Raw genomic sequence first — 22,531 nt, 5'->3', positions numbered from 1 at the left:
ACCCTGCTCTGTACAACCCGCTTATTGGTATGGGCTATGACTGCTTTTCAACCAGCCCCGAATGAAACGCTCATTCATCAATTGCATGCATTGCTCAAGGCGGCCCCTGCAGGGTTATCGGAATACGATGTGATCCAGCGCCTAAGAGCGGACCGGTCACCCTTTGTGCCTCAAGAGCCGCTGCTGGATAAACTGGTACTGTTTCGCACGCACTTCGTCTTGTTCAATGCCTTGTATACCCTGCGCGATCGATTATGGGCCAATGCCAGTGCGCACCTTGAGATCCATGCCCTGCGCATTCAGCTACAGGATTATCGCCGAGCAAAACCCGGCTTGATCGTAGCGGATCCTTTGCGCAGCTATTATCTGGATCTCGAACAGCTCGACACGACCACGCTGGAAGACGTAGAGGCACTGCTAGAGAGCTTCTGGACTCGCCAGAATGATGAAGGTGGCATCAAGTCTGCCTTTGCATTGCTGGATCTGGACGAGTCTGCTTCATACTCAGCCATTCGCCATCGGTACCGACAGCTGGTTAGCCGTAACCATCCGGATCGTGGAGGCTGTACCGCAACTCTGCAGTCACTGAATGGGGCAATGGAAGCACTCAGGCGGCATCATTTGCGTAATGAGAGCATCAATCAGTAATTAGCTGTCCGGGCTGCTTGCCGGTAAGCGGCCCACTTAGGCAGCCGATGCGCTTTGACGCATAATAGGCTCGATACGGAGAAAGCGAATGCCTCAAGCCTTACTCGCTCGTGTCGAAGACTGCTATCAGCTGGCCGAGCAATTTTTCAAAAAACCGTTTATTCGCCCCGACGTGAGCCTTCGCCTACGAGGACAGAAAGCCGGGGTTGCCCATCTGCAGGAGAACCGCCTGCGCTTTAACGAGGTGCTCTACAGGCAGAATCAGGAGCATTTTTTAAAGCATACCGTTGCCCACGAAGTGGCCCATCTGGTAGCTCACCAACTATTTGGCAGCCGGATAAGTCCGCACGGCAAAGAGTGGCAACTCATCATGCAGGGGGTATACGGTCTGCCACCAAGCAGATGCCATACCTATGCAATCGAGCGTCCGGCACGGAAGGTCTACCTCTATCGGTGCGGCTGTTCAGAAAGCCCTTTCTCCTTTACCTCACGTCGACATGGACTGGTCAAGAAAGGGTATCGCTATTCCTGCCGTCGCTGTCAGAGTCCGCTGACTTACACAGGGCAAACACGGCTCGACAATGATGACGAACAAGCAATAAAAAGCCCCGTCTAGACGGGGCTTTTTATTGGGAGAGATCAAGCCACCTTGTGGGCTTCTTCTTCCTCTATACGCGTCGGGCCATTGGCCAGCTCACGGTGCAGTTGGCCCTCATCCAGCTGGTTACACCATTTGGCAACCACAATGGAGGCGACACCATTACCTACTAGGTTGGTCAGTGCACGAGCTTCGGACATGAAGCGATCGATACCTAGAATCAGGGCCAAACCCGCAACAGGCAAGTGACCTACCGCGGACAAGGTTGCAGCCAGGACGATGAAACCACTACCCGTTACACCTGCCGCACCCTTGGAGGAGATCAGCAGCACGAGCAACAGCGTGATCTGATGCGTGATATCCATGTGGGTATTGGTTGCCTGAGCAATAAACACAGCCGCCATAGTCAGATAGATGGATGTGCCGTCCAGGTTGAACGAGTAACCGGTTGGAATTACCAAGCCAACCACTGACTTCTGAGCGCCCAGTTTTTCCATCTTGGTTAACATGCGTGGCAGTGCAGACTCGGAGGAAGACGTACCCAGCACGATCAGCAGTTCTTCACGGATGTACTTGATGAACTTGAGAATGCTGAAACCGTGGGCACGGCAAATGGCGCCTAGCACGATAAGCACGAACAACACGCAGGTTATGTAGAAGCACAGCATCAACTGGCCGAGCTGAACCAGCGACCCCACACCGTACTTGCCAATCGTGAAGGCCATGGCACCAAAGGCACCGATTGGAGCCAGCTTCATGATGACATTGATGATATTGAAGAATACGTGAGAGATGCGATCGATGAAGTTGAAGATCAGCTCGCCCTTCTCGCCCAAACGATGCAGGGCATAGCCGAACAAGACAGCAAAGAACAGCACCTGAAGAATTTCACCCTGGGCGAACGCATTAACCACCGTCGACGGGATGATGTTCATCAGGAACTCAATGGTGCTCTGCTTTTCACCAGCAGCCGCGTAAGCAGCGATACCCTTGGTATCCAGAGTGGCAGGGTCAACGTTCATGCCAGCGCCCGGCTGAACAACGTTTACAACAATCAGACCAATGATCAGGGCAATGGTCGACACGATTTCAAAATACAGCAGCGCATAACCGCCGGTCTTGCCGACAGCCTTCATGCTCTGCATGCCGGCAATCCCTGTTACAACGGTACAGAAGATGATCGGCGCGATCACCATCTTGATCAGCTTGACGAAACCATCACCTAGCGGCTTCAGGGCAGCACCGGTATCCGGGTAGAAGTGACCAATCAAGATACCGATGGCAATAGCCACCAGAACCTGAACATACAAGGACTTATACAACGGGGGTTTTGCAGCAAGAGGCACTGCGGTTGCTTCAATTTTAGCTGTCATGGGAGTGATTCCATGGTGCTTACGCTCACATCCTTGCGATACGTCAAGCCAATCGCGTTCTGCCCCTCATCCAGGGAGCTTTTGTTGTGGATTAAGGCCACGCCTTGATCTTGCCATATGCAATGCAAGCCATGTGCCACCCCAAAACAAAAGACAAAACTCCATATTTTTCATAGCTTTAGCTACTGAGAAGCATGAATAAAGAGGTTCAAGAGGCGGATATTCGCCCAAGGTGGCGGTTTTCCCCCTGAGGTATTTGGGGGAAAACCGCCGCAGCAGAGGTTGGCATTGTTGATAAAAAGCTGATCATGCAACACCTGTCTGATGCCAATGACTGACTGTAGCGTCGCTTGGCGGATGAGATACAGCGCGGCAGAATGCTTTCATGACTACTCTCTATCCTGGCGATATTCTTCCAACCTTGTACTGGCCGTTTCCAGTTGAGCGACTGGGCGTGGCTCTATACTCCACGCGCTTTATCCCTACCTTGTTAACCGCCGCGGATTTCGACTGCCTTGACATGGCGCTGCCTCCGTCACTGCTAAAGGCCGTGCCGAAGCGGCAGACCGAATTTCTGGCTGGACGATTGTGCGCACGAGCATCGTTAGCTGAAACAACAGGAGCCGTGCAAACGCCACACGTAGGGAAAGATCATGCACCTATGTGGCCGAGAGGCTTCTGCGGCTCCATTACTCACAGTCACGGCTGGGCAGGAGCAGCAACTGCGGCAACCAGGCACTGGCAAAGTATCGGACTGGACGCCGAGACGCTCCTGGCTCCAGGACGTGCAGCGAGGCTGGCCAGTGAAGTGCTGACGCCCCGTGAACATGAAAGCCCTGATGCTGAAACCGCCTTTTATGTCACTGCAGTCTTTTCGCTCAAGGAGAGCCTCTTCAAGGCGCTTTATCCGCTGACTGGCGTTCGCTTTTATTTCCAGGATGCCGAGCTGGTCGAATGGGATCCATCCGGCTATGCCCGGTTACGTCTCGCCAAGACGCTTTCACCCTGCTGGCAAAAGGGGCGGGAGCTTGAGGCCGTGCATGTGCTTGAAGAGCAGCGCTTTCTGAGCATGATCAGAGTGCCTGCTGGAATCTAATAAAAAGCGGAGCCTAAGCTCCGCTTTTCGTCACGACTTGCCCTTCACATCATCATGCTGCGGGCATCGGCTACAGGTGCCGGTGGAATGGGATCGGGTACAGTGGGCTCGCCAGGCTCGATGGGTTGCGATGGCGGAGAAATAGGCTCAGTCGGAACACCAGGCTCAATAGGCTGGTCTCCACCCATCCATACTGGAATGAAGGCCAGAATGGTTTCGTCCTCTTCCACCTGTCGTACGACTTGGATACTCAAGGTCATAGCTTGCTCTCCTACTCGACCGGTCTTACCGGATTCATCCGGGCTGTAATGAATAGAGCCTAATACGGCCAAGAAATTCATAATTTCCGGTAAGTGGTCGCTTTTGACTGTTTAAAGAGCCCGCACGCTTTGAACGCTTCAGAGCTTCCTTAAAAAGAGCATGCCTAAACGGTATGTCGGGCTCATGACAGCCTAATGATGATGTCTTTTCAGCGCGTGGTTTTTTGCAAATACATCTTCACCCATTGCCTCGATCTGGCTCTCGATTAACCTCTCGAAAGGCGCAAGCAGCGCATCGAAACGCTTGGGCGTCTCTAATATGTTCAAGGCCGCAACAATCGCTTCGATGGTCGAGACAGCCCCAGCGACAGGAGCTTTTCGAAGGCGATAACGCGACGAAAGACCGGTCGGCAAGCTGACTCGTGGTAACGCTGCCACGCACGGATTAAGGTACAGCAGCTTGCGTGCCTTTCGCCATGTGCCGTCAGGTATGACAAGCATAGCCTTGCCAGAAGGCTCAGCTTTGGCCTTTATATGCTCAAGGCTTTCAGCCTGCTCGTCAGGAAACAACAACCAGGGCGTATACCCTTCCCAACGGGCTTCGAGCCCTTCGAATTGCTCACCAACAAGCAACTCGCTGTTTACCAAACCTAGTGCGGCCAGGCGCGCCGTGTTCAGCGCATGCTGGGTTTCGTCAGGGTGTTGCAGGATCAACAGGCGAGTCGCACTGGAAAGCCTGGGAACAAGCGCGCACAAGCAATGGCTTTCAGGACGCTGGCATGCAGCACAACGTGGGCGTGACATACAACCTCTAGGTAGACCAATAGCAGGTAACAGCCATCAGTCTACCTCAAGCGTTGCCTAGCGATTGAAGCGCGCTGCCAGATCACGCAGATAGACTGCCATTTGCTCAAGCTCACCACTGAGCACGGCACCTTGCTGTGACTGCTGAGTGCTGTGATCGGACAACTCGGCAATGCGGGTAATTTGCTGATTGATGTCCTCTGCCACATGGCTCTGCTCTTCTACCGCCGTAGCCATCTGTTGGCTCATGGCCGTGATTCGCATGACCGCCTGGCTGATACCCTCCAGTGCCTCGCGTACAGCTGCCGTATGTTCTTCACTCTGCCGTGAGGCCTCTTCGCCCTTGGCTGCTGTAGCAACGGCGCGCTGCGCGCCTGAACGCAGGTTCTCGATGATCTGGTGAATTTGCTGGGTAGAATCACGCGTACGTGAAGCCAGCGAGCGCACCTCGTCTGCGACCACGGCAAATCCGCGACCAGCCTCGCCTGCCCTTGCCGCTTCAATCGCAGCATTAAGCGCCAGTAGATTGGTCTGCTCGGCAATCGAAGTAATCACATCGGCAACACTGCCGATCGACTGGGTGGAATCGGCAAGCTCACCCACTGCCTGTCCAATTTCACTCACGGCGCCAGCCAGCTGCCTCATGGAGGCTAAACTCTCATCCGCCACGTCACGACCATGCAGGGCCAGCGACTCCGCCTCGCCAGCAGCCTGAGCCGTCTGGTTAACGTTTTGAGAAACCTCCTGAATGGTGGCAGACATTTCATTGATTGCAGTGGCTGACTGGTCGGTCTCATGGCGCTGACGATCAAGCAACTCGGCTTGAGCACGTGCAAGACGCGACGACTCTGCTGCCTTGCTCTGCACGTTGTTGCCGGTATCCACCAGGCGAGTCAGTGCCGTTTGCAAACGTGACTCCTGGCTTTGCAAGGCGAGGTCCATCTGGCCTGCCGCGCCAAACTGGTTACTGTACGTAGGCGCAACGATGGCGCTGGTAAACATCTTCGGATTGGCCTCGAAGATCTTTTCAATGGTCCAGCGCTGACGCTTGAACTGCCAGAAGGTAATGCCTAGTGCACTGGCAACAATCACACCCGCCTGGGCAAGGTCGTTGAAATAGAAATGACCGCCAAAGATAACCGCACCACTGAAAAGCGTAGGCCATGCAATTTTGACAGAATGCCTGATGGCTTCTGTCACTGGTACTGCACGCTTGCCTTCACGCAGCCGTGTATACATGACATCGGCCCGTCGGATCTGATCAGCGGTGGGCAGCACACGTACGGACTCATAGCCCACCATCTGGCCATTTTCCCAGATAGGAGTGACGTATGCGTTCACCCAATAATAGTCGCCGTTCTTGCAGCGGTTCTTGACGATACCCATCCAGGCTTTGCCCTGTTTTAGGGTATCCCACATATGGCCGAATACGCCCTCCGGCATATCTGGATGACGAACCAGATTATGTGGACTGCCAATAAGCTCTTCTCGCTTAAAACCACTTATTGTGACGAAAGCGTCATTGCAATAAGTAATTTGTCCCTTGAGATTCGTCGTTGAGATAAGACGCTCACTTTCCCTGAATGTACGAGCCTGTTGTGTCACTGGCAGGTTTTTGCGCATGGCGGAGAAGCCTTCTTGATTTCCAAATAAGCGGACGTTCAATTAAACGATGGCAAATAGCACTCATGTTAGTTGTCATCATTTTTTAACGTCAGCTACTTATCGGCACGCCGCATATGAGCTTTAAGAATTCTTTGAAAAGTCTGTATTAGACTTTCGCGATTACGGCCTCGGCGAAATATGAGCGAAAATGGCGCCTGATAGCCAAACATTGCTGGCTGTAAAGCACGTAATCGCCCTTGATTAACCCACGCATGAACATAATGCTCAGGTAGATAACCTATATAAGCTCCTGAAAGAATTAATATTAACTGAGCCTCCATACTTTCAACTGTTGCCGCACTTTCCTTGAACCCATGCCGAGCCAGTTCGGCCTGACTCCAATAGCCTCTTCGGACCATTCTTTGTTGAGTAATAAGTTCTTCGGGAATATGTCTTTCCTTGAATAAAGGATGGCGGTCGCTGCAATACAACCAATGTTGTTCACGATAAAGTGGCTGGTACGTTACCCCATTCATTCGCGCAGAAAACGCACCGATGGCCAAGTCCAAACGGTTTTCAAGAATGGCCAGTTGAAGGTCATAAGGACTCATAACCGTCAGATGAATGTGGACTGAGGGGTATTCACCTGTATAAGCACCGATAACATCCGCCAATGACAAGGCAGGCTCATTGGCTAACGAGTCCAGCATCCCCAGCTTGAGCGTACCGCTCAGCTCGCCCTTAAGCGCGGCTGCATATCGCTCAAAGCCTTCGATCTCTCCCAGGATTCTCAACGTCTCCTGATAAAACATCTCACCCTTGCTGGTCAGCCCAAACCCGCCGCGCCCACGATGACACAAGGTGATGCCTAATTGGCTTTCCAACTGGCTCATATAGGTGCTGATGGCTGATGTTGACAGATTCAGTTCACGCTGTGCCGCCGCAAAGCCCTGACTCTGGACAACAGTCGCGAAAATTCTGAGTAGACGAATATCGTGCAGCGCATTGGCCATGGACAGGATCCGTTGTCTTATTTTTTTAGCCTATCCGATAGTTTAGAAATCTCTGAACTGATTTTTTGCACTTGCCGATTTTTCAGGCGCTGTTTCCTTCACACAATCGGGCCATCGTTTCGCAGGCAGGAGATCGATTGTGGAGAAAAAACTTCATCAACCGCTGGGTGGTAACGAGATGCCACGCTTTGGGGGCATCGCGACCATGCTGCGCTTGCCTCACCTCGAGTCGCCTGCTGGGCTGGACGCCGCCTTCGTTGGTGTGCCATTGGATATTGGAACATCACTGCGCTCCGGCACCCGCTTTGGTCCACGCGAAATTCGGGCCGAATCCGTCATGATCCGTCCCTACAACATGGCAACCGGCGCCGCGCCATTTGATTCGCTCTCGGTGGCTGATATTGGCGATGTAGCCATCAATACCTTCAACCTTCTCGATGCCGTACGGATTATTGAAGAGGCCTATGACGGCATTCTTGAGCACAATGTCATTCCGCTCACCCTTGGAGGTGACCATACGATCACCCTGCCCATTCTCAGAGCCATGAAGAAGAAATATGGCAAGGTTGGGCTGGTTCATGTCGACGCCCATGCTGATGTGAACGACCACATGTTTGGCGAGAGGATTGCTCATGGCACTACTTTTCGCCGGGCAGTCGAAGAAGGCCTGCTGGACTGCAATCGCGTCGCGCAGATCGGACTACGTGCCCAGGGTTATACGGCAGACGATTTCAACTGGAGCCGTGAGCAGGGATTTCGCGTTGTGCAGGCGGAAGAGTGTTGGCACACATCACTCTCCCCTCTGATGGCGGAAGTCCGGGCAAAAGTGCAAGGCGGCCCTGTTTACCTATCGTTTGACATCGACGGTATTGACCCCGCCTGGGCTCCAGGAACCGGCACCCCTGAAATAGGCGGACTGACCACCATTCAGGCACTGGAAATTATCCGCGGCTGCCACGGGCTTGATCTAGTGGGAGGCGATCTTGTGGAGGTATCTCCCCCATACGACACTACAGGCAACACCTCTTTACTGGGCGCCAATCTGCTTTATGAAATGCTGTGTGTACTGCCTGGGGTGGTACGCCGATAGCCGCTGTAACGATAAATAAATCCGAGGAGTCCGCAAAGACTCCCGTTTGAGGCAGGTCCAGAACTTGCCTCAGGCAATTAGCCTTCCGGCCTTGCCGTACTGCCGAACACCAACCCGCGGGCCCAGCGCCTACGGGGATAACAAAAGAAGCCATCGCTCAGTGCAGTGGCCTATAACCGTGTCGAGGCGACCATGGATAACCCTAACGGTATCACCCGTATCGAAACCTTTGGCGTCGAAAAAATTCCGGACGCCGAGCGCAATGCCACTCCTTTCGATTTGTTTCGTATGATTTTTGGTGGAGCGAATACCTTCGCTACCGCCGTGCTGGGCAGTTTTCCTATTCTTTTTGGCTTATCTTTCGAGGCAGGCGTCTGGTCGATTCTTCTGGGCGTCATGACCGGCGCGGTTATCCTTGCGCCCATGGGCTTATTTGGCCCTATAAACGGCACGAACAATGCCGTCTCGTCCGGGGCTCATTTCGGTGTACATGGTCGCATTGTAGGCTCGTTCCTTTCCCTGCTGACCGCTATCGCGTTCTTTTCACTTTCCGTATGGAGTTCAGGCGATGCCCTGATCGGAGGTGCCAAGCGCCTGATCGGTCTTCCTGAAACAGACCTGACGCTCGGACTGGCCTACGGCGTATTTGCCATACTGGTTTTGACGGTCTGCCTGTATGGCTTCCGCTTCCTGCTCTGGGTGAACAAGGTCGCGGTCGTTAGCGCCAGCGTGTTGTTCATGCTGGGAATCGCAGCCTTTGCAGGGCCGTTCGACGCAAGCTATGCCGGCACGCTCAATCCCGGCACAGAAGGCTTTTGGGCAGCGTTCATAGGCTCGGCGCTGGTTGCCATGAGTAACCCGGTCTCCTTCGGCGCCTTCCTGGGTGACTGGGCACGCTATATTCCTCGCCAGACATCTAAGCTGCACATCATGCTGGCCGTAGTGCTTTCTCAGGTCGCAACGCTGATTCCTTTCCTGTTCGGTCTGGCCACGGCCAGCATCGTGGCTGTAAAAGCCCCTCAGTACATCGCTGAGAATAACTATGTAGGTGGCTTGTTAGCCATTTCCCCCAGCTGGTTCTTTTTGCCCGTCTGCCTGATTGCCACCATTGGTGGAATGTCTACCGGCACCACCTCGCTCTATGGAACAGGGCTGGATATGTCCAGCGTCTTCCCTCGTGTACTGACGCGAGTACGTGCCACGCTCCTCATTGGTGTTGCGGCCATTGTATTCATCTTTATCGGCCGCTTCGCCGCTAATCTGGTTCAGAGCGTGTCGACATTTGCAGTGCTGATCATTACCTGCACCAGCCCCTGGATGATCATCATGATCATCGGACTGATCAATCGGCGCGGTTTTTACTGCCCTGACGATCTGCAGGTCTTTACTCGCGGCGAACGTGGCGGACGCTACTGGTTCCACCACGGCTGGAACTGGCGGGGCCTGGGCGCCTGGATTCCCAGCGCGGTGGTTGGGTTGCTATTCGTCAACCTGCCCGGTCAGTTCGTAGGCCCCTTAGGCGAGCTGGCAGGCGGAATCGATATCAGCCTGCCCATCACGCTAGGCATGGCCGCCCTGCTCTACAGCCTGCTGCTCCGGCTTTTTCCAGAACCGATCGAAGTCTATGGCCCTGCCCGGCTCAACGCATCTGCAACACGCGGTGGTCCTGCACTGATCCGTTCCAACGCCAGCCTATCCTGATTTCTGGAGTGACACCCATGAACATTGTCAGCCGAGATCAGTGGTTCGAGGTAAAGCGTGGCGCCGATGGGATCAGTCTGATCCATGAACCTTACATTCGGCCCTTTTATCGCTGCAACCTCTGGCACATTCAAGGACGAGAGCGTGATGTTTTGATCGATAGCGGCTCGGGTGTCGTCAGCTTGCGGGAGCAACTTCCCTGGCTGACCGAGCGTCCCTTGATGGCCGTGGCAAGCCATACGCATTTCGATCATATCGCTGGGCATCATGAGTTCGATGAGCGTCTGGCGCACCCTGCTGAAGCCGATATTCTCGCCCATCCCACCCGCGAGAATACCCTGGCGGCCGGCTACGTCACGGACGCCATGTTCGAGGCACACCCTGACTGCCCGCTGTGCTATGCCGAATACCGCGTCAAAGCTGCTCCAGCGACTCGCCTGATCGAGGAAGGCGACATTCTTGACCTCGGCGATCGCCACTTGGAGATCCTGCATACACCCGGGCATTCGCCTGGCGGCATCAGCCTATGGGAAGCCGCCACCGCAACGCTATTCAGCGGCGACATTATTTACGACGGGCCGCTGGTCGAGGATGCCTACCACTCGAATCTGGAAGCCTATGCCTTAAGTCTGGAGCGGCTTCGACAGATGCCTATCCGCACGGTACACGGCGGGCATTTCCCCAGTTTTTCCGGTGAACGCCTGCGGCACTTGATCGACGGCTGGCTCAAGGCACATGCCTGAAGCCTCTCGTTGCCCAGCTCCTTATTCAACTGATTCTAAAGGAGGCCTTCATGGCCCTGGATATCCTTGTGGTCCTCGCCTATGTAGCTGCCATGCTTTTACTAGGCTGGATCGGCATGCGCCGCGCCAAATCCCATGATGAGTTTCTAGTGGCGGGTCGCAACCTGGGTCCCACATTTTACATGGGCACTATGGCGGCTACTGTATTGGGCGGCGCCAGCACGGTAGGTACAGTGCGCCTGGGCTATGTACACGGTATCTCCGGGTTCTGGCTGTGTGCGGCCCTGGGGCTTGGCATCATTATCCTGAATCTGTTTTTGGCCAAACCGCTCCTCAAACTTCGCATCTTTACCGTGACTCAGGTACTGGAGCGGCGTTACAACACAACCGCACGCCAAGCCAGCGCCGTCATCATGGTGGCCTATGCCCTAATGCTGGCGGCGACCTCGACCATTGCCATCGGTACAGTCATGCAGGTGCTTTTTGGCATTCCCTTCTGGCTGGCCGTCGTGATCGGCGGCGGCGTGGTAGTGGTGTATTCCGCAATTGGAGGGATGTGGTCCCTGACACTGACGGATATCGTCCAGTTCGTCATAAAGACCGTAGGCCTGATGTTCATCCTCCTGCCGATCTGCCTGTACAGGATTGGCGGCTGGGATGAACTCGTTGCCAAGCTGCCTGCCTCTAGCTTCAGCTTTACCGCCATTGGCTGGAGCACGATCGTGACGTACTTCGTCATCTATTTCTTTGGCGTCCTGATCGGACAGGATATCTGGCAGCGGGTATTTACTGCCCGAAATGAGCGCGTCGCCCGCTATGCAGGTACTACCGCAGGCATTTATTGCGTGTTGTACGGACTAGGTGGAGCCCTGATTGGCATGACAGCCAAGGTGCTCTTACCGGATCTGGACAATGCCAACAATGCCTTTGCCGCAATCGTTCAGGCAGCCCTGCCGGATGGCATCCGGGGCCTGGTGATTGCTGCCGCTCTGGCTGCCATGATGTCTACCGCCAGCGCGGCCCTGCTGGCTGCTTCCACAGTTTTAACGGAAGACCTGATCCCGGTATTGCGTCAGGGAAGGCCGCTGACCAATCTCTCGCTCAACCGTCTGTTTACCTTGCTCGTCGGACTCATCGTATTGGGTATTGCCCTGGCAGTAGACGATGTACTCAACGCACTGACGTGCGCTTATAACCTGCTGGTTGGCGGCATGTTGATTCCCCTGATCGGCGCCATCTATTGGAAGCGAGCAACCACACCTGCCGCGATCACCAGCATGTTGTCGGGCTGTCTGACGGCACTGATCTTCATGTTCAAGGATGGCCTGGAAGCCAACACGCCCATTTATTTCAGTCTGGCGGTCAGTCTGAGCAGCTTCGTATTGCTGAGCCTTTTGGCTCGCTCCGCTCAACATGCCCTGGCAACAACCGCGCCTGAGGAGATTTAGCATGGTTACCTGCGGCCAATTTCTGGTTCGACAACTTGAAGCCTGGGGCGTGGATACGGTATTTGGCATTCCCGGTGTTCATACCGTTGAGCTTTACCGAGGCTTACCAGACAGCAGCATTCGCCATATCACGCCTCGCCATGAGCAAGGTGCAGGCTTCATGGCGGACGGTTACGCTCGCGCCAGCGGCAAGCCCGGGGTCTGCTTTGTCATTACCGGCCCCGGCGTAACCAATATCCTGACTGCCATGGCTCAAGCCTATGCAGACTCCATCCCCATGCTGGTCATTTCAAGCGTAACTACGCGGGCCCGCCTGGGGCGGAACGGTGGCTATCTGCATGAGCTGACCGATCAGCGCGCCATGACCGCCGGGGTGACAGCCTTCAGTCATACGCTGCTGGATGTCGACCAGCTGCCTGCGGTCCTGACCCAAGCCTTTGCAGTATTCGAAAGCCAAAGGCCTCGACCTGTACACATTGAACTTCCCCTCGACGTCATTACCGCGCCCGCCGATCACTTGTCCCTTGTATGCCAACCCTGCTTCAGCCGCCCGGCACCTGACCCGCAGCAGCTCGACCTGGCCGCCAAGCGACTCGGAAACGCCAAACATCCATTGGTACTACTGGGAGGCGGCTGTATTGCCGCAGCCAGCGAAGCCAGGATTCTTGTCGATAGACTCGCAGCGCCTGCCGCTACCACTATTAATGCCAAAGGAGTACTGCCTGACCACCATCCACTGGCATTGGGGTGCAACCAGTCATTGCCCGCCGTCAGGCAACTGGCAAAAGAGGCGGATGTCATTCTGGCTATCGGGACAGAACTGGGCGAGACGGATTACGACGTGGTTTTCGATGGTGGATTCGAACTGAGTGGTGACCTGATCCGAATCGATATAGACCCTGATCAACTTACCCGTAACTACCAGCCCTGGCTGGGTATTGTCTCGGATGCAAGGACGGCTATCCAAGAGCTTCTGAACAGATTGCCTCCTGGCATTTTTCAAGCAACCGGTAGCGGTCGCGAGCGTGTGACCAAGGCCCGGCGTGAGCTAGCCGACACACTGGCACCACTCAGCCACTTCCGTACACTGTTCGATACGCTTAGCCGAGCCTGTCCCGATGCCTGTTATGTAGGTGATTCAACACAGCCGGTTTATGCCGGTAACCATATCATCGAGCTGTGCTCGCCACGTCGCTGGTTCAATGCCTCTACGGGCTACGGCACCTTGGGCTATGCCTTGCCAGCCGCCATTGGAGCCAAGCTGGCCTGTCCAGATCGGCCGGTTATCTGTCTGATCGGTGACGGCGGTATCCAATTTACCCTGCCGGAGCTGGCCAGCGCCGTAGAGGCGCGTGTCGGAATCATCGTTCTCTTGTGGAATAACCAGGGATACGGTGAGATCAAGCGATACATGAAGCAGCGCACCATTACACCGCTGGGTGTAGACATTTATACACCCGACTTTATAACGCTAGCTCAAGGCTTTGGCTGCGCAGCCGCAAAAGCCTCTGATCATCAACATCTGGAACAGCTACTCCTCGATGCGCCACCCGATAGGCCCTTCCTGATAGAAATTACCGAGGCCCCTCCTTTCGCTCCAGACTAATAGAAGGCTTGCCCTGCAAGCCTCACCCACGTGCGAGGTAACGCATCCCCTCTTCCAAGCCTTCAAGGGTCAATGGGTACATATGCCCCTCAACCAATTCCTGGATGATCTGAATAGAGGATGTGTACTCCCAAACCCGCTGCGGATAGGGATTAAGCCAGATGATCTTTCGAAATTTGGCCTTGAATCGCTCCATCCAGACTGAGCCTGCTTCTTCATTCCAGTGCTCCACACTACCGCCGGGCTGAAGTACCTCGTAGGGCGCCATGGACGCATCGCCAACAAATACCACTTTGTAGTCCTCGCCATAGCGATGCAATAGATCAAGCGTAGACGTCAGCTCGCTCATCCGGCGCTGGTTGTCCTTCCAGACTGATTCATAGATGAAGTTATGGAAGTAGAAATATTCCAAATGCTTGAATTCAGTGCGGCAGGCTGAAAACAGTTCCTCACAGACCTGCACATGCATGTCCATCGACCCGCCGATATCCAGCAACAGCAAAAGCTTGACCGCATTGTGGCGCTCGGGCCGCATCTGGATATTCAGCAGTCCAGCATCGCGGGCGGTATGATCGATAGTGCCTTCGATATCAAACTCTTCCGCTGCCCCCTCCCGGGCAAACTTACGTAGACGCCGAAGAGCAACATTGATATTCCGGCGCCCGAGCTCCGCCTGATCGTCCAGGTTACGGTACTCACGTTGCTCCCAGACCTTGACGGCCTTTCCCTGCCTTTCACCTGCCTCGCCGACACGAATGCCTTCAGGGTTATACCCCCCTGAGCCGAAGGGGCTGGTGCCGCCCGTACCAATCCACTTGTTGCCACCAGCATGCTTACTTTTTTGCTCAGCCAAACGCTGCTTGAAGGTTTCAATGAGCTTGTCCAGACCACCCAATGACTGAATCTGCGCACGCTCCTCGGGCGTTAATGAGCGCTCAAAGGCTTTACGCAACCACTCATCCGGGATCAATACTTTCAGCGCCTCGTCGAGTGATTGAAGCCCGTCAAAATACGCTGAAAATGCCCTGTCGAAGCGATCAAAATGACGTTCGTCTTTGACCAGGATAGTACGTGCCAGAAAGTAAAAGGCGTCCATGTCTGCAAACACGACACCTGTCAGTAGCGCTTCATGCAGATCCAGCAACTCCCGCAGGGAAACGGGAATTCGAGCAGAACGCAACTCATGAAAAAGACTCAGCAGCATCGGCTATTCCCGGCTGGAGAACGATCAGTCATGACGCACCGGCGCTTGATACCACGACGGCTGGGCCTCGGTAAAAATCTCATCGACAGGCAAGGCACCAAGCGCGGAATCCAATGAGCCTAGCGCCAACCCCAGCGTATCCCGGCCATCCCGCAAGAACTGTAGATTCGACCCGCACCGCCGGCAGAACGTACGAACCACCTCTGGAGACGAACGGTAGGCTGCAACATCTGCTTCACCGGTCGTGAAACGAAAGCTTTTCTTAGACACAGTCGTATACGTAGCAAAGGCCGCACCATGGGCCTTGCGGCACATCGAGCAGTGGCAGTGGGTGGCTTTTTCAAGCGAAGTATCGACCTCATAAGTCACCGCACCGCATAGACAGCTACCCTTGAGCATAGGACCTCCTTGATTATCGATAGCCGTTTCGCCGCGTCATGAAAGCCAGGCGCTCAAGCAGCTGAACATCCTGCTCGTTTTTGACCAAGGCCCCGGCAAGCGGCGGAATAGCCTTGCGAGGGTCTCGTTCACGCAGAACCGACTCACCGACATCATCGGCCATCAACAGCTTCAACCAATCGACCAGCTCTGACGTGGAAGGCTTTTTCTTGAGTCCAGGCACCTGACGGATATCAAAGAACACCTCCAGCGCCTCATTGACCAGCGTCTGGCTGATATTCGGAAAATGCACATCCACAATACGCTTTAACGTATCGCGGTCAGGAAACGCAATGTAATGGAAGAAGCAGCGCCGCAGAAAGGCATCAGGTAGCTCCTTCTCGTTATTGGACGTAATGATAATGATGGGACGATGCCGGGCACGAACCGTTTCGCCTGTTTCATATACATAGAACTCCATGCGATCCAGCTCTTGCAGCAGATCGTTTGGAAACTCAATGTCCGCCTTGTCGATCTCGTCAATCAACAGAACGACCCGCTCCTGCGCATCAAATGCCTCCCAAAGCTTGCCTTTCTTGATGTAGTTGGCAATGTCATGAACCTTGTCGACACCCAACTGGGAATCGCGCAGCCGGCTGACGGCATCATATTCGTACAGCCCTTGATGCGCTTTCGTAGTGGACTTGATATGCCAGGTGATCAATTGTGTACCAAGAGCCTGCGCCAGCTGCTCAGCCAACAGTGTCTTGCCAGTACCAGGCTCCCCTTTTATCAGCAGCGGACGCTGCAAGGTGATGGCTGCGTTTACAGCCAATTGGAGATCAGCGGTTGCTACGTAATCCGCCGTACCTTCAAATTTCATGTGCAACCCTCGGGATTGATCAACAGGACGTGATAATAGGCATAAAGCACAGGCGATACACTAACCCCGATCCTCATACTGAGCGCTGAATGCCTGAATGAAAGCATTCCGCAGGATGGAAAAGAACGCCTGTAGAGGACTGATATCCTGCTGTTTGACGCTGCCCTGCAATTCAACTCGAGTCGCGAACTGATCCTTGCGCTGATTTTTCAAAAGGGTTTGACTTCCTCCTACCACGGCTTCCCACAGCCCGCGGAAAAATCCTTTGTCTTTATTTTCTACATCCTGACGCCAATCGAAGACGTCGACATTCTTGAACAAGGGTTTGATGTAGCCGCTGAGCTGTCCATTATCAGCCCTGGCATCAATGACCAGATCACCACTACCGGACTTGAAGTCAAACTTGCCATACGCCTTGGCAAAGTCATTTATTTTGGGCAGGTCTACCTGCGTTACCCTCAGCCGAAACAGGAAGTCACTAAAGTCGCTGAAGGGGTCGAATTCTGCCGAGGTTTCCAGCGGTGCATTATCCAGCACAGTGGCCTTGCCTTCGAAACGTGCCACCCGCTTGCCTTGCGCATCGGCGGCATTGGTCAGGTTGTAAAGGCTGGCGTTTACCTGGGTCGCCTGCAGATTGACGGGGGGTGACGAATTGAAATTACGAAAACTGAGCGTGCCATCCTCTACACGCACCTCATTTAAGGTGATCGAGATGATCTTCTCCAGCTGAGCACGCCAGTCCGTACCCTCACCTGTCTGGGAGGACTGCGGATCATCGCCGCCGTCGACAAAGTTAAGTTCGGGGCGCTCGAAAATAATCCGCCCGACAATGGCGTGATCTTCCCATAACGCTCTTCCGCTCACGGCAATGTCGATGCTGGGCGCGTCCAGAAACGGTACGGGTACCTTGCCTGTCACTTTTTCGATCTTGAGTCCATCGATACGGTAGGCGCCCCGCCACCACGCCAGATCGACATCGGCAACATGTCCCCGATAATCGCCCATGTCCGCTAACTTGGTATTGAGGTAATGTCGTATGACATAAGGCATGGCGAGCTGCACGATAACCAACAGGGCAACTATGCTCAAGATGACAAGTGCAGGCGTTTTATAGCGCAGTTTCATGACTCGGTTCCCTCTGGCATGTCTTTCATGGACCGACCATGCCAGTGGCAGTTTCCTTGGACTGGACGCCTTGACGCCATAGCCTTAGGCTGAACTCATATTTGTTGACCCATGCAGGGATCTTTAGATGAGCCGAATTTTCGCTGATAACGCACAATCCATTGGCAACACACCTCTGGTTTACATCAATCGCCTTGGGCCTAAAGGGGTAACCATTCTGGCCAAGATCGAAGGCCGTAACCCGGGCTACTCAGTGAAATGCCGAATCGGCGCCAACCTTATCTGGGATGCGGAGGCCAACGGCAAGCTCAAGCCCGGCATGACCCTGATCGAACCTACGTCCGGTAATACCGGCATTGGTCTCGCTTATGTTGCAGCAGCCCGTGGATACAAGCTCATCCTGACCATGCCCGCCTCGATGAGCCTGGAGCGTCGCAAGGTTCTCAAGGCACTAGGTGCCGAGCTGGTACTGACAGAGCCCGCCAAAGGCATGAGGGGCGCGATTGAAAAAGCCAAAGAAATTGCGGAAAGCGATCCTTCTCGCTACTTCATGCCCCAGCAATTCGAAAATCCGGCCAATCCGGCCATTCATGAAAAAACCACTGGCCCGGAAATCTGGAACGACACCGATGGCGCTGTGGATGTCCTGGTGGCGGGTATTGGTACCGGCGGCACACTGACCGGTATTTCCCGCTTTATCAAAAACACCAAGGGCAAGCCTATCCTGTCAGTAGCGGTAGAGCCCGAGAGTTCGCCTGTTATCACCCAGACCATGGCCGGCCAGGAAGTCAAACCCAGCCCTCACAAGATCCAGGGGATCGGCGCTGGCTTCGTACCGAAAAATCTGGATCTTTCCATGGTGGATCGAGTGGAACGCGTCAGTGACGATGAGTCCAAGACCATGGCCCAACGGCTTATGCGTGAGGAAGGTATCCTCTGTGGCATCTCGTGTGGAGCCGCCATGGCGGCGGCCGTACGCCTTGCCCGTGAACCCGCCATGCAGGGAAAGACAATCGTTGTCATCCTACCTGACTCCGGTGAACGCTATCTGTCCACCATGCTGTTTGACGGCTTGTTCAGCGAACAGGAAACCGTCCAGTAACCTCATTCGGCCCGCCACCGGCGGGCCTTTTCGTTTCTCCCTGCCCTACTTTCGGCTGCTAGAACGGCACTGGCAGCTGAGCTACTATCGCGTTAGAGCGTAAAAAATTTCACACAGGGAATGAATATGCCGAACACATCCTATCCGAACTCCTACTATGCGGCCTCTGCTCATCCTGCTCCCAAGCGCCCCATGCTTGAAGGTGAACGCATTGCTGACGTTTGTATTGTCGGCGCTGGCTATACCGGTCTTTCCACTGCCATTGCACTGCTTGAGCGAGGCTACAGCGTTGTAATTCTCGAGGCCGCCAGGGTAGGTTTTGGTGCATCCGGCCGCAACGGCGGCCAGATCGTCAACAGCTACAGCCGGGATATTGATGTTATCGAGCGAACCTTGCCTGCCCGTGAAGCGCAACTGATCGGTCAAATGGCCTTCGAAGGCGGACGTATCATCAGAGAACGAGTCAACCGTTATGGTATTCAGTGCGACCTGAAGAACGGTGGCGTTTTCGCGGCTTTCAACGCCCGACAGATACAACATCTGGAAGCTCAGCAAGCCCTTTGGGCTCGCCATGGGCACCATGAACTAGAAATGCTGGATAAAAGAGCCATTGAGCAAGTCGTAGGCACCCATCGATATGCCGGGGGTATGCTGGATCGTAGCGGCGGTCATATCCACCCCCTTAATCTCGCTCTAGGAGAAGCAGACGCCGTCGAGTCATTGGGCGGGACTATTTACGAACAGACACCTGCCGTACGCATCGAGCGTGGCCCTAAGCCTGTTGTACATACTCCACAAGGTTGTGTAAGAGCGACGTATGTTGTGGTAGCCGGTAATGCTTATCTGGGTAATCTCATTCCAGAGCTGGCAGCCAAATCCATGCCTTGTGGAACGCAAGTGATTGCAACCGAACCCCTCTCTGAGGAAACGGCAAAACGATTACTTCCTCAAGACTATTGTGTCGAGGATTGCAACTACCTTCTAGATTATTATCGCCTCTCGGCTGATCGTCGACTCATATATGGCGGTGGCGTTATATACGGCGCACGTGATCCTGCCGATGTGGAAAAAATCATACGCCCTAAGATGGCAAAAACCTTTCCAGAACTGGCCAACGTCAGGATTGATTATGCCTGGACCGGTAATTTCCTATTGACTCTGTCCCGCCTCCCTCAAGTAGGCCGCCTGGGCGACAATATCTATTATTCGCAAGGTTGCAGCGGACACGGCGTTACGTTTACCCATCTGATCGGTACCGTGATTGGTGAGGCGTTGGCAGGACATGCTGAGCGCTTTGATGCATTCGCCCAGCTACCTCACTACCCCTTCCCTGGCGGTCGTCTTTTCCGTGTTCCATTTACCGCCCTGGGCGCTTGGTACTACGATATTCGCGACAAATTTAATGTTTAAACAAGAAACCCCGCCGAAGCGGGGTTTCTTTTACTTACCTATCAGAAATCAAAGATTCTTGATTTCTGCCTTGGACTCCAATGCACGGCGGTAAGCCGCAAAGTCCTCTTGGCCACTGCGTGAAGAGAGGAAACGGCGATACATAGCCTTTTCTTCGTCAGTAAAGGTGCCCTGCGGAACGCTGACACCCGTCAAGCGAATAACCATGTAGGTCCCATCAGCCAGATTGACTCCTGCATAAGTCGGCTTGGAATTGTCTCCAGGCTTATTCATGCGGAACACCTGTTGGAGTACTACCGGGTCAACGCCCTCCTGATTACGTGTAGCAGCCTCGACGACTTTCCAGTCCTTGATCGTATTGGCCTTGCCTGCCTTCAGGTCAGCAATCAACGTCTCGCCCTGCTGACGAGCAGTCTCAGCTATCTTCTGCTTGGTCAGCGTGCTGCGGATGTTGTCTTTGACATCATCAAAGCTCTGCTGAGCAGGCTTGCGATGCTCCTTAACGCGCAGGATGACAGCCGTTTCATCGTCCAACTGGATAGCATTGCTATTGGCACCATCCTCCAGCACTTCGGGACTGAAAGCAGCCTGGACAACCTGACGATTGGCAATAACCCCTTCTTCGCCGCCCTCACGTCCGAATGGCTTGCTGGTTTGCACTTTCAAGCCTTGCTCTTGAGCAGGCTGACTAAGATCTGAAGCTTCAAACGCTGCGCTTTCAAGATTGCGGATAGCCTCTACAAAAAGGCGATCAGCCTCGCGAGCCTTGAGCTCAGCCTCAAGACGCGGCTTCATGCTCTCCAACGAAGGTACTTTGGCTTCCTGAACGCCAAGCAGCTTGATCAGATGCCATCCAAATGTCGAATGTACGGGAGCAGAAACGTCTCCCTTGTTCAAACCATACAAGGCTTCTTCAAAGGCAGGGTCATACACCCCTCGCCCAGCATAACCGAGCTCACCGCCCTTGTTGGCCGAACCAGGATCCTGAGAGAACTTCTTGGCTAGCGCAGCAAAATCCTCGCCCTTGTCCAGACGAGCCTTGATTTCATCAATCTTGGCCTTGGCCTGCTCGTCATTCACCTTGTCGTTCACTTCAATCAGGATATGAGCGGCGTTACGCTGTTCGGAAAGGTTAGCGGTTTCCGACTGATAAAGGGCCTGAAGGTCTTCTTGCTTGACCTGCGCCTTATCGGCAAAAGCGCTTTTCTTTAGCTCGATATAATCAATGACCACCTGATCAGGCGTCATGAATTCGCTACGATGATCGTCATAGTAGCCTTGTAATTCATCATTGGTGACTGCAACTTTCGAAGCATCCGCTTTAACCACATGGGTTGCGAAGTCTCGAGTTTGCCGTTCCAAAGCTGCGAATGCATTCAATTCGGCATCGGTTACAAAACCGGTACCTGCAATGCCCGCCCTGAGTTGCCCCATGAGCATCTCCTGCTTCAGCATCTCGCGAAACTGAAGACGTGAGTAACCCATCTGGGCAATAGTCTGGTCAAAACGCTGGGCATTGAATTGCCCATCAACCTGGAACTCAGGTGTTTGAAGTATGAGCTGGTCCAAAGCCGCTTCAGAAAAAGCAAACTTGTTCGACTTGGCATCCTGAAGCAATAGCTCGCGCTCGATCAAGGCCTTTAGAGCCGCGTCGCGTAACCGTTTTTCATCCAGAAGAGCAGGATCGAAATTAGGGCCCAGACGCTGCGCCAGAGAGCGACGTTGCATCTCCACAGCCTGATTGAGATCGGTCTGGCGTATTTCCTCACCATTTACCAGTGCTACGGCACCTTGGTGGCTACCGGCGCGAATGATCGCCTCGAATCCGGTCAATGCCATCAGCAAGATAATGACGCCAATGATGACCTTGGCTATCCAGCCTTGTGAATGTTCCCTGATGTTCTGCAGCATGCGCCCCCCAAAACGGCTGCATCTGGCCAAAGGCTAGGCAGCATGGGTGAATTGCGAATAGAGAAAAGGCGCATCAGAGGATGCGCCTTCTGTTAAACGGGGCTTTGGCGAGTCTTCGTGCGGAATGAACCAAACGGTATCACGTGCTAGAACTCAACAGACAGATGTCTATTGAAACCAAAACCCTTAAGCACTCAGTTCACAGCATCCTTGAGCGCTTTGCCGGGCTTGAAACCAGGGATCTTGGCAGCTTCGATTTCGATCGGCTTGCCAGTCTGCGGATTGCGGCCAGTGCGTGCTGCACGCTCTTTGACAGCGAAAGTGCCGAAACCGACAAGCACAACCGGATCACCGCTCTTCAGGGCACCAGTGATAGATTCGATCACTGCGTCCAAAGCGCGCCCAGCTACAGCTTTCGGGATATCAGCAGATGCAGCAACGGCATCGATCAGTTCCGACTTGTTCACTCTAAGTCCCCTTGTTCATTTCTGATAAGAATATATTACGTGTGTAGGCAAAAATGGATGCTGTGA

At 54.1% G+C, this 22,531-nt stretch carries 21 protein-coding genes and 1 pseudogene; 10 read left to right on the top strand and 12 right to left on the bottom strand.

What is annotated here, in order from left to right; translation table 11 throughout:
- The first annotated feature begins 36 nt into the window (after positions 1 to 36).
- Positions 37 to 648, top strand: coding sequence for a DNA-J related domain-containing protein (locus JQR86_RS08015; RefSeq protein WP_010794752.1), 612 nt, complete (start codon positions 37 to 39; stop codon positions 646 to 648).
- Positions 649 to 736: 88 nt separating this feature from the next.
- Positions 737 to 1,264: a SprT family zinc-dependent metalloprotease gene (locus tag JQR86_RS08010; protein WP_434154657.1), complete on the top strand. Its 528-nt coding sequence runs from the start codon at positions 737 to 739 to the stop codon at positions 1,262 to 1,264.
- A 23-nt stretch (positions 1,265 to 1,287) separates the two neighbouring features.
- Here JQR86_RS08010 and JQR86_RS08005 read toward each other — a convergent pair whose 3' ends face one another.
- Positions 1,288 to 2,619 carry a dicarboxylate/amino acid:cation symporter gene (locus JQR86_RS08005; protein WP_010794754.1) on the bottom strand — a complete coding sequence of 444 codons (1,332 nt, stop codon included), beginning with the start codon at positions 2,617 to 2,619 and terminating at the stop codon, positions 1,288 to 1,290.
- Between the two features lie 385 nt (positions 2,620 to 3,004).
- On the opposite strand from JQR86_RS08005, the gene JQR86_RS08000 reads away from it, so the two are divergent.
- Positions 3,005 to 3,715: a 4'-phosphopantetheinyl transferase family protein gene (locus JQR86_RS08000; protein WP_074824129.1), complete on the top strand. Its 711-nt coding sequence runs from the start codon at positions 3,005 to 3,007 to the stop codon at positions 3,713 to 3,715.
- A 44-nt stretch (positions 3,716 to 3,759) separates the two neighbouring features.
- Here the strand turns inward: JQR86_RS08000 and JQR86_RS07995 are convergent, their stop codons facing one another.
- From JQR86_RS07995 to JQR86_RS07975, 5 genes and pseudogenes are all read right to left on the bottom strand, one after another.
- On the bottom strand, positions 3,760 to 3,975 hold the full coding sequence (locus tag JQR86_RS07995; protein WP_010794756.1) for a hypothetical protein: 216 nt from the start codon (positions 3,973 to 3,975) through the stop codon (positions 3,760 to 3,762).
- Between the two features lie 192 nt (positions 3,976 to 4,167).
- The gene (locus tag JQR86_RS07990; protein ID WP_434134442.1) at positions 4,168 to 4,779 is read right to left on the bottom strand and encodes a tRNA-uridine aminocarboxypropyltransferase; all 612 of its coding nucleotides are present in this window, start codon (positions 4,777 to 4,779) and stop codon (positions 4,168 to 4,170) included.
- A gap of 57 nt (positions 4,780 to 4,836) precedes the next feature.
- Positions 4,837 to 5,871, bottom strand: coding sequence for a methyl-accepting chemotaxis protein (locus JQR86_RS07985; protein ID WP_434154855.1), 1,035 nt, complete (start codon positions 5,869 to 5,871; stop codon positions 4,837 to 4,839).
- A 249-nt stretch (positions 5,872 to 6,120) separates the two neighbouring features.
- Positions 6,121 to 6,402, bottom strand: a pseudogene (locus JQR86_RS07980) (PAS domain-containing protein); the annotation flags it as partial.
- Between the two features lie 95 nt (positions 6,403 to 6,497).
- Positions 6,498 to 7,397, bottom strand: coding sequence for a LysR family transcriptional regulator (locus JQR86_RS07975; RefSeq protein ID WP_019365201.1), 900 nt, complete (start codon positions 7,395 to 7,397; stop codon positions 6,498 to 6,500).
- Between the two features lie 139 nt (positions 7,398 to 7,536).
- Here JQR86_RS07975 and speB point away from each other — a divergent pair, with 139 nt between their 5' ends.
- The 5 genes from speB to JQR86_RS07950 all read left to right on the top strand — a co-directional run bounded on the left by speB (position 7,537) and on the right by JQR86_RS07950 (position 13,985).
- A complete protein-coding gene (speB, locus tag JQR86_RS07970; protein WP_404627890.1) occupies positions 7,537 to 8,487 on the top strand; it encodes an agmatinase in 951 nt (316 codons plus the stop codon).
- A gap of 192 nt (positions 8,488 to 8,679) precedes the next feature.
- Positions 8,680 to 10,188 carry a purine-cytosine permease family protein gene (locus JQR86_RS07965; protein ID WP_434154656.1) on the top strand — a complete coding sequence of 503 codons (1,509 nt, stop codon included), beginning with the start codon at positions 8,680 to 8,682 and terminating at the stop codon, positions 10,186 to 10,188.
- Positions 10,189 to 10,205: 17 nt separating this feature from the next.
- Positions 10,206 to 10,931: an MBL fold metallo-hydrolase gene (locus JQR86_RS07960; protein ID WP_312272447.1), complete on the top strand. Its 726-nt coding sequence runs from the start codon at positions 10,206 to 10,208 to the stop codon at positions 10,929 to 10,931.
- Positions 10,932 to 10,981: 50 nt separating this feature from the next.
- Positions 10,982 to 12,379 (top strand): sodium:solute symporter, encoded by a 1,398-nt coding sequence (locus JQR86_RS07955; protein ID WP_434154655.1) that lies wholly within the window; start codon positions 10,982 to 10,984, stop codon positions 12,377 to 12,379.
- 1 nt (position 12,380) lies between these two features.
- Positions 12,381 to 13,985 (top strand): 5-guanidino-2-oxopentanoate decarboxylase, encoded by a 1,605-nt coding sequence (locus JQR86_RS07950; RefSeq protein ID WP_434154654.1) that lies wholly within the window; start codon positions 12,381 to 12,383, stop codon positions 13,983 to 13,985.
- A 22-nt stretch (positions 13,986 to 14,007) separates the two neighbouring features.
- On the opposite strand, the gene JQR86_RS07945 is transcribed toward JQR86_RS07950, so the two are convergent.
- Genes JQR86_RS07945 through JQR86_RS07930 form a run of 4 tightly spaced genes read right to left on the bottom strand, consistent with a single transcriptional unit; the run spans position 14,008 to position 17,575 of the window.
- Complete coding sequence (locus JQR86_RS07945) at positions 14,008 to 15,189, bottom strand: vWA domain-containing protein (protein WP_073450157.1); 1,182 nt, start codon at positions 15,187 to 15,189, stop codon at positions 14,008 to 14,010.
- Positions 15,190 to 15,213: 24 nt separating this feature from the next.
- Positions 15,214 to 15,588, bottom strand: coding sequence for a GFA family protein (locus JQR86_RS07940; RefSeq protein ID WP_074824094.1), 375 nt, complete (start codon positions 15,586 to 15,588; stop codon positions 15,214 to 15,216).
- A gap of 13 nt (positions 15,589 to 15,601) precedes the next feature.
- Positions 15,602 to 16,450: an AAA family ATPase gene (locus tag JQR86_RS07935; protein WP_434154653.1), complete on the bottom strand. Its 849-nt coding sequence runs from the start codon at positions 16,448 to 16,450 to the stop codon at positions 15,602 to 15,604.
- A gap of 60 nt (positions 16,451 to 16,510) precedes the next feature.
- The gene (locus JQR86_RS07930; RefSeq protein WP_150347131.1) at positions 16,511 to 17,575 is read right to left on the bottom strand and encodes a DUF748 domain-containing protein; all 1,065 of its coding nucleotides are present in this window, start codon (positions 17,573 to 17,575) and stop codon (positions 16,511 to 16,513) included.
- 127 nt (positions 17,576 to 17,702) lie between these two features.
- Between JQR86_RS07930 and cysK the strand changes: the two genes are divergently transcribed.
- Entirely contained in the window at positions 17,703 to 18,677 is a 975-nt protein-coding gene (cysK, locus tag JQR86_RS07925) for a cysteine synthase A (RefSeq protein ID WP_434154652.1), read from the top strand.
- A 126-nt stretch (positions 18,678 to 18,803) separates the two neighbouring features.
- Positions 18,804 to 20,087, top strand: coding sequence for an NAD(P)/FAD-dependent oxidoreductase (locus JQR86_RS07920; protein WP_434154651.1), 1,284 nt, complete (start codon positions 18,804 to 18,806; stop codon positions 20,085 to 20,087).
- 48 nt (positions 20,088 to 20,135) lie between these two features.
- Here the strand turns inward: JQR86_RS07920 and JQR86_RS07915 are convergent, their stop codons facing one another.
- Positions 20,136 to 21,998 (bottom strand): SurA N-terminal domain-containing protein, encoded by a 1,863-nt coding sequence (locus JQR86_RS07915; RefSeq protein ID WP_434154650.1) that lies wholly within the window; start codon positions 21,996 to 21,998, stop codon positions 20,136 to 20,138.
- Positions 21,999 to 22,192: 194 nt separating this feature from the next.
- Positions 22,193 to 22,465 (bottom strand): HU family DNA-binding protein, encoded by a 273-nt coding sequence (locus JQR86_RS07910; RefSeq protein WP_010794772.1) that lies wholly within the window; start codon positions 22,463 to 22,465, stop codon positions 22,193 to 22,195.
- Between the last annotated feature and the right edge of the window lie 66 nt (positions 22,466 to 22,531).

This window comes from Pseudomonas sp. JZ134 (genome assembly GCF_051027695.1).
Taxonomy (GTDB): domain Bacteria; phylum Pseudomonadota; class Gammaproteobacteria; order Pseudomonadales; family Pseudomonadaceae; genus Chryseomonas; species Chryseomonas luteola.
Note: the sequence above shows the minus strand (reverse complement) of the source record. Positions and strands in the feature narration are given on the sequence as shown.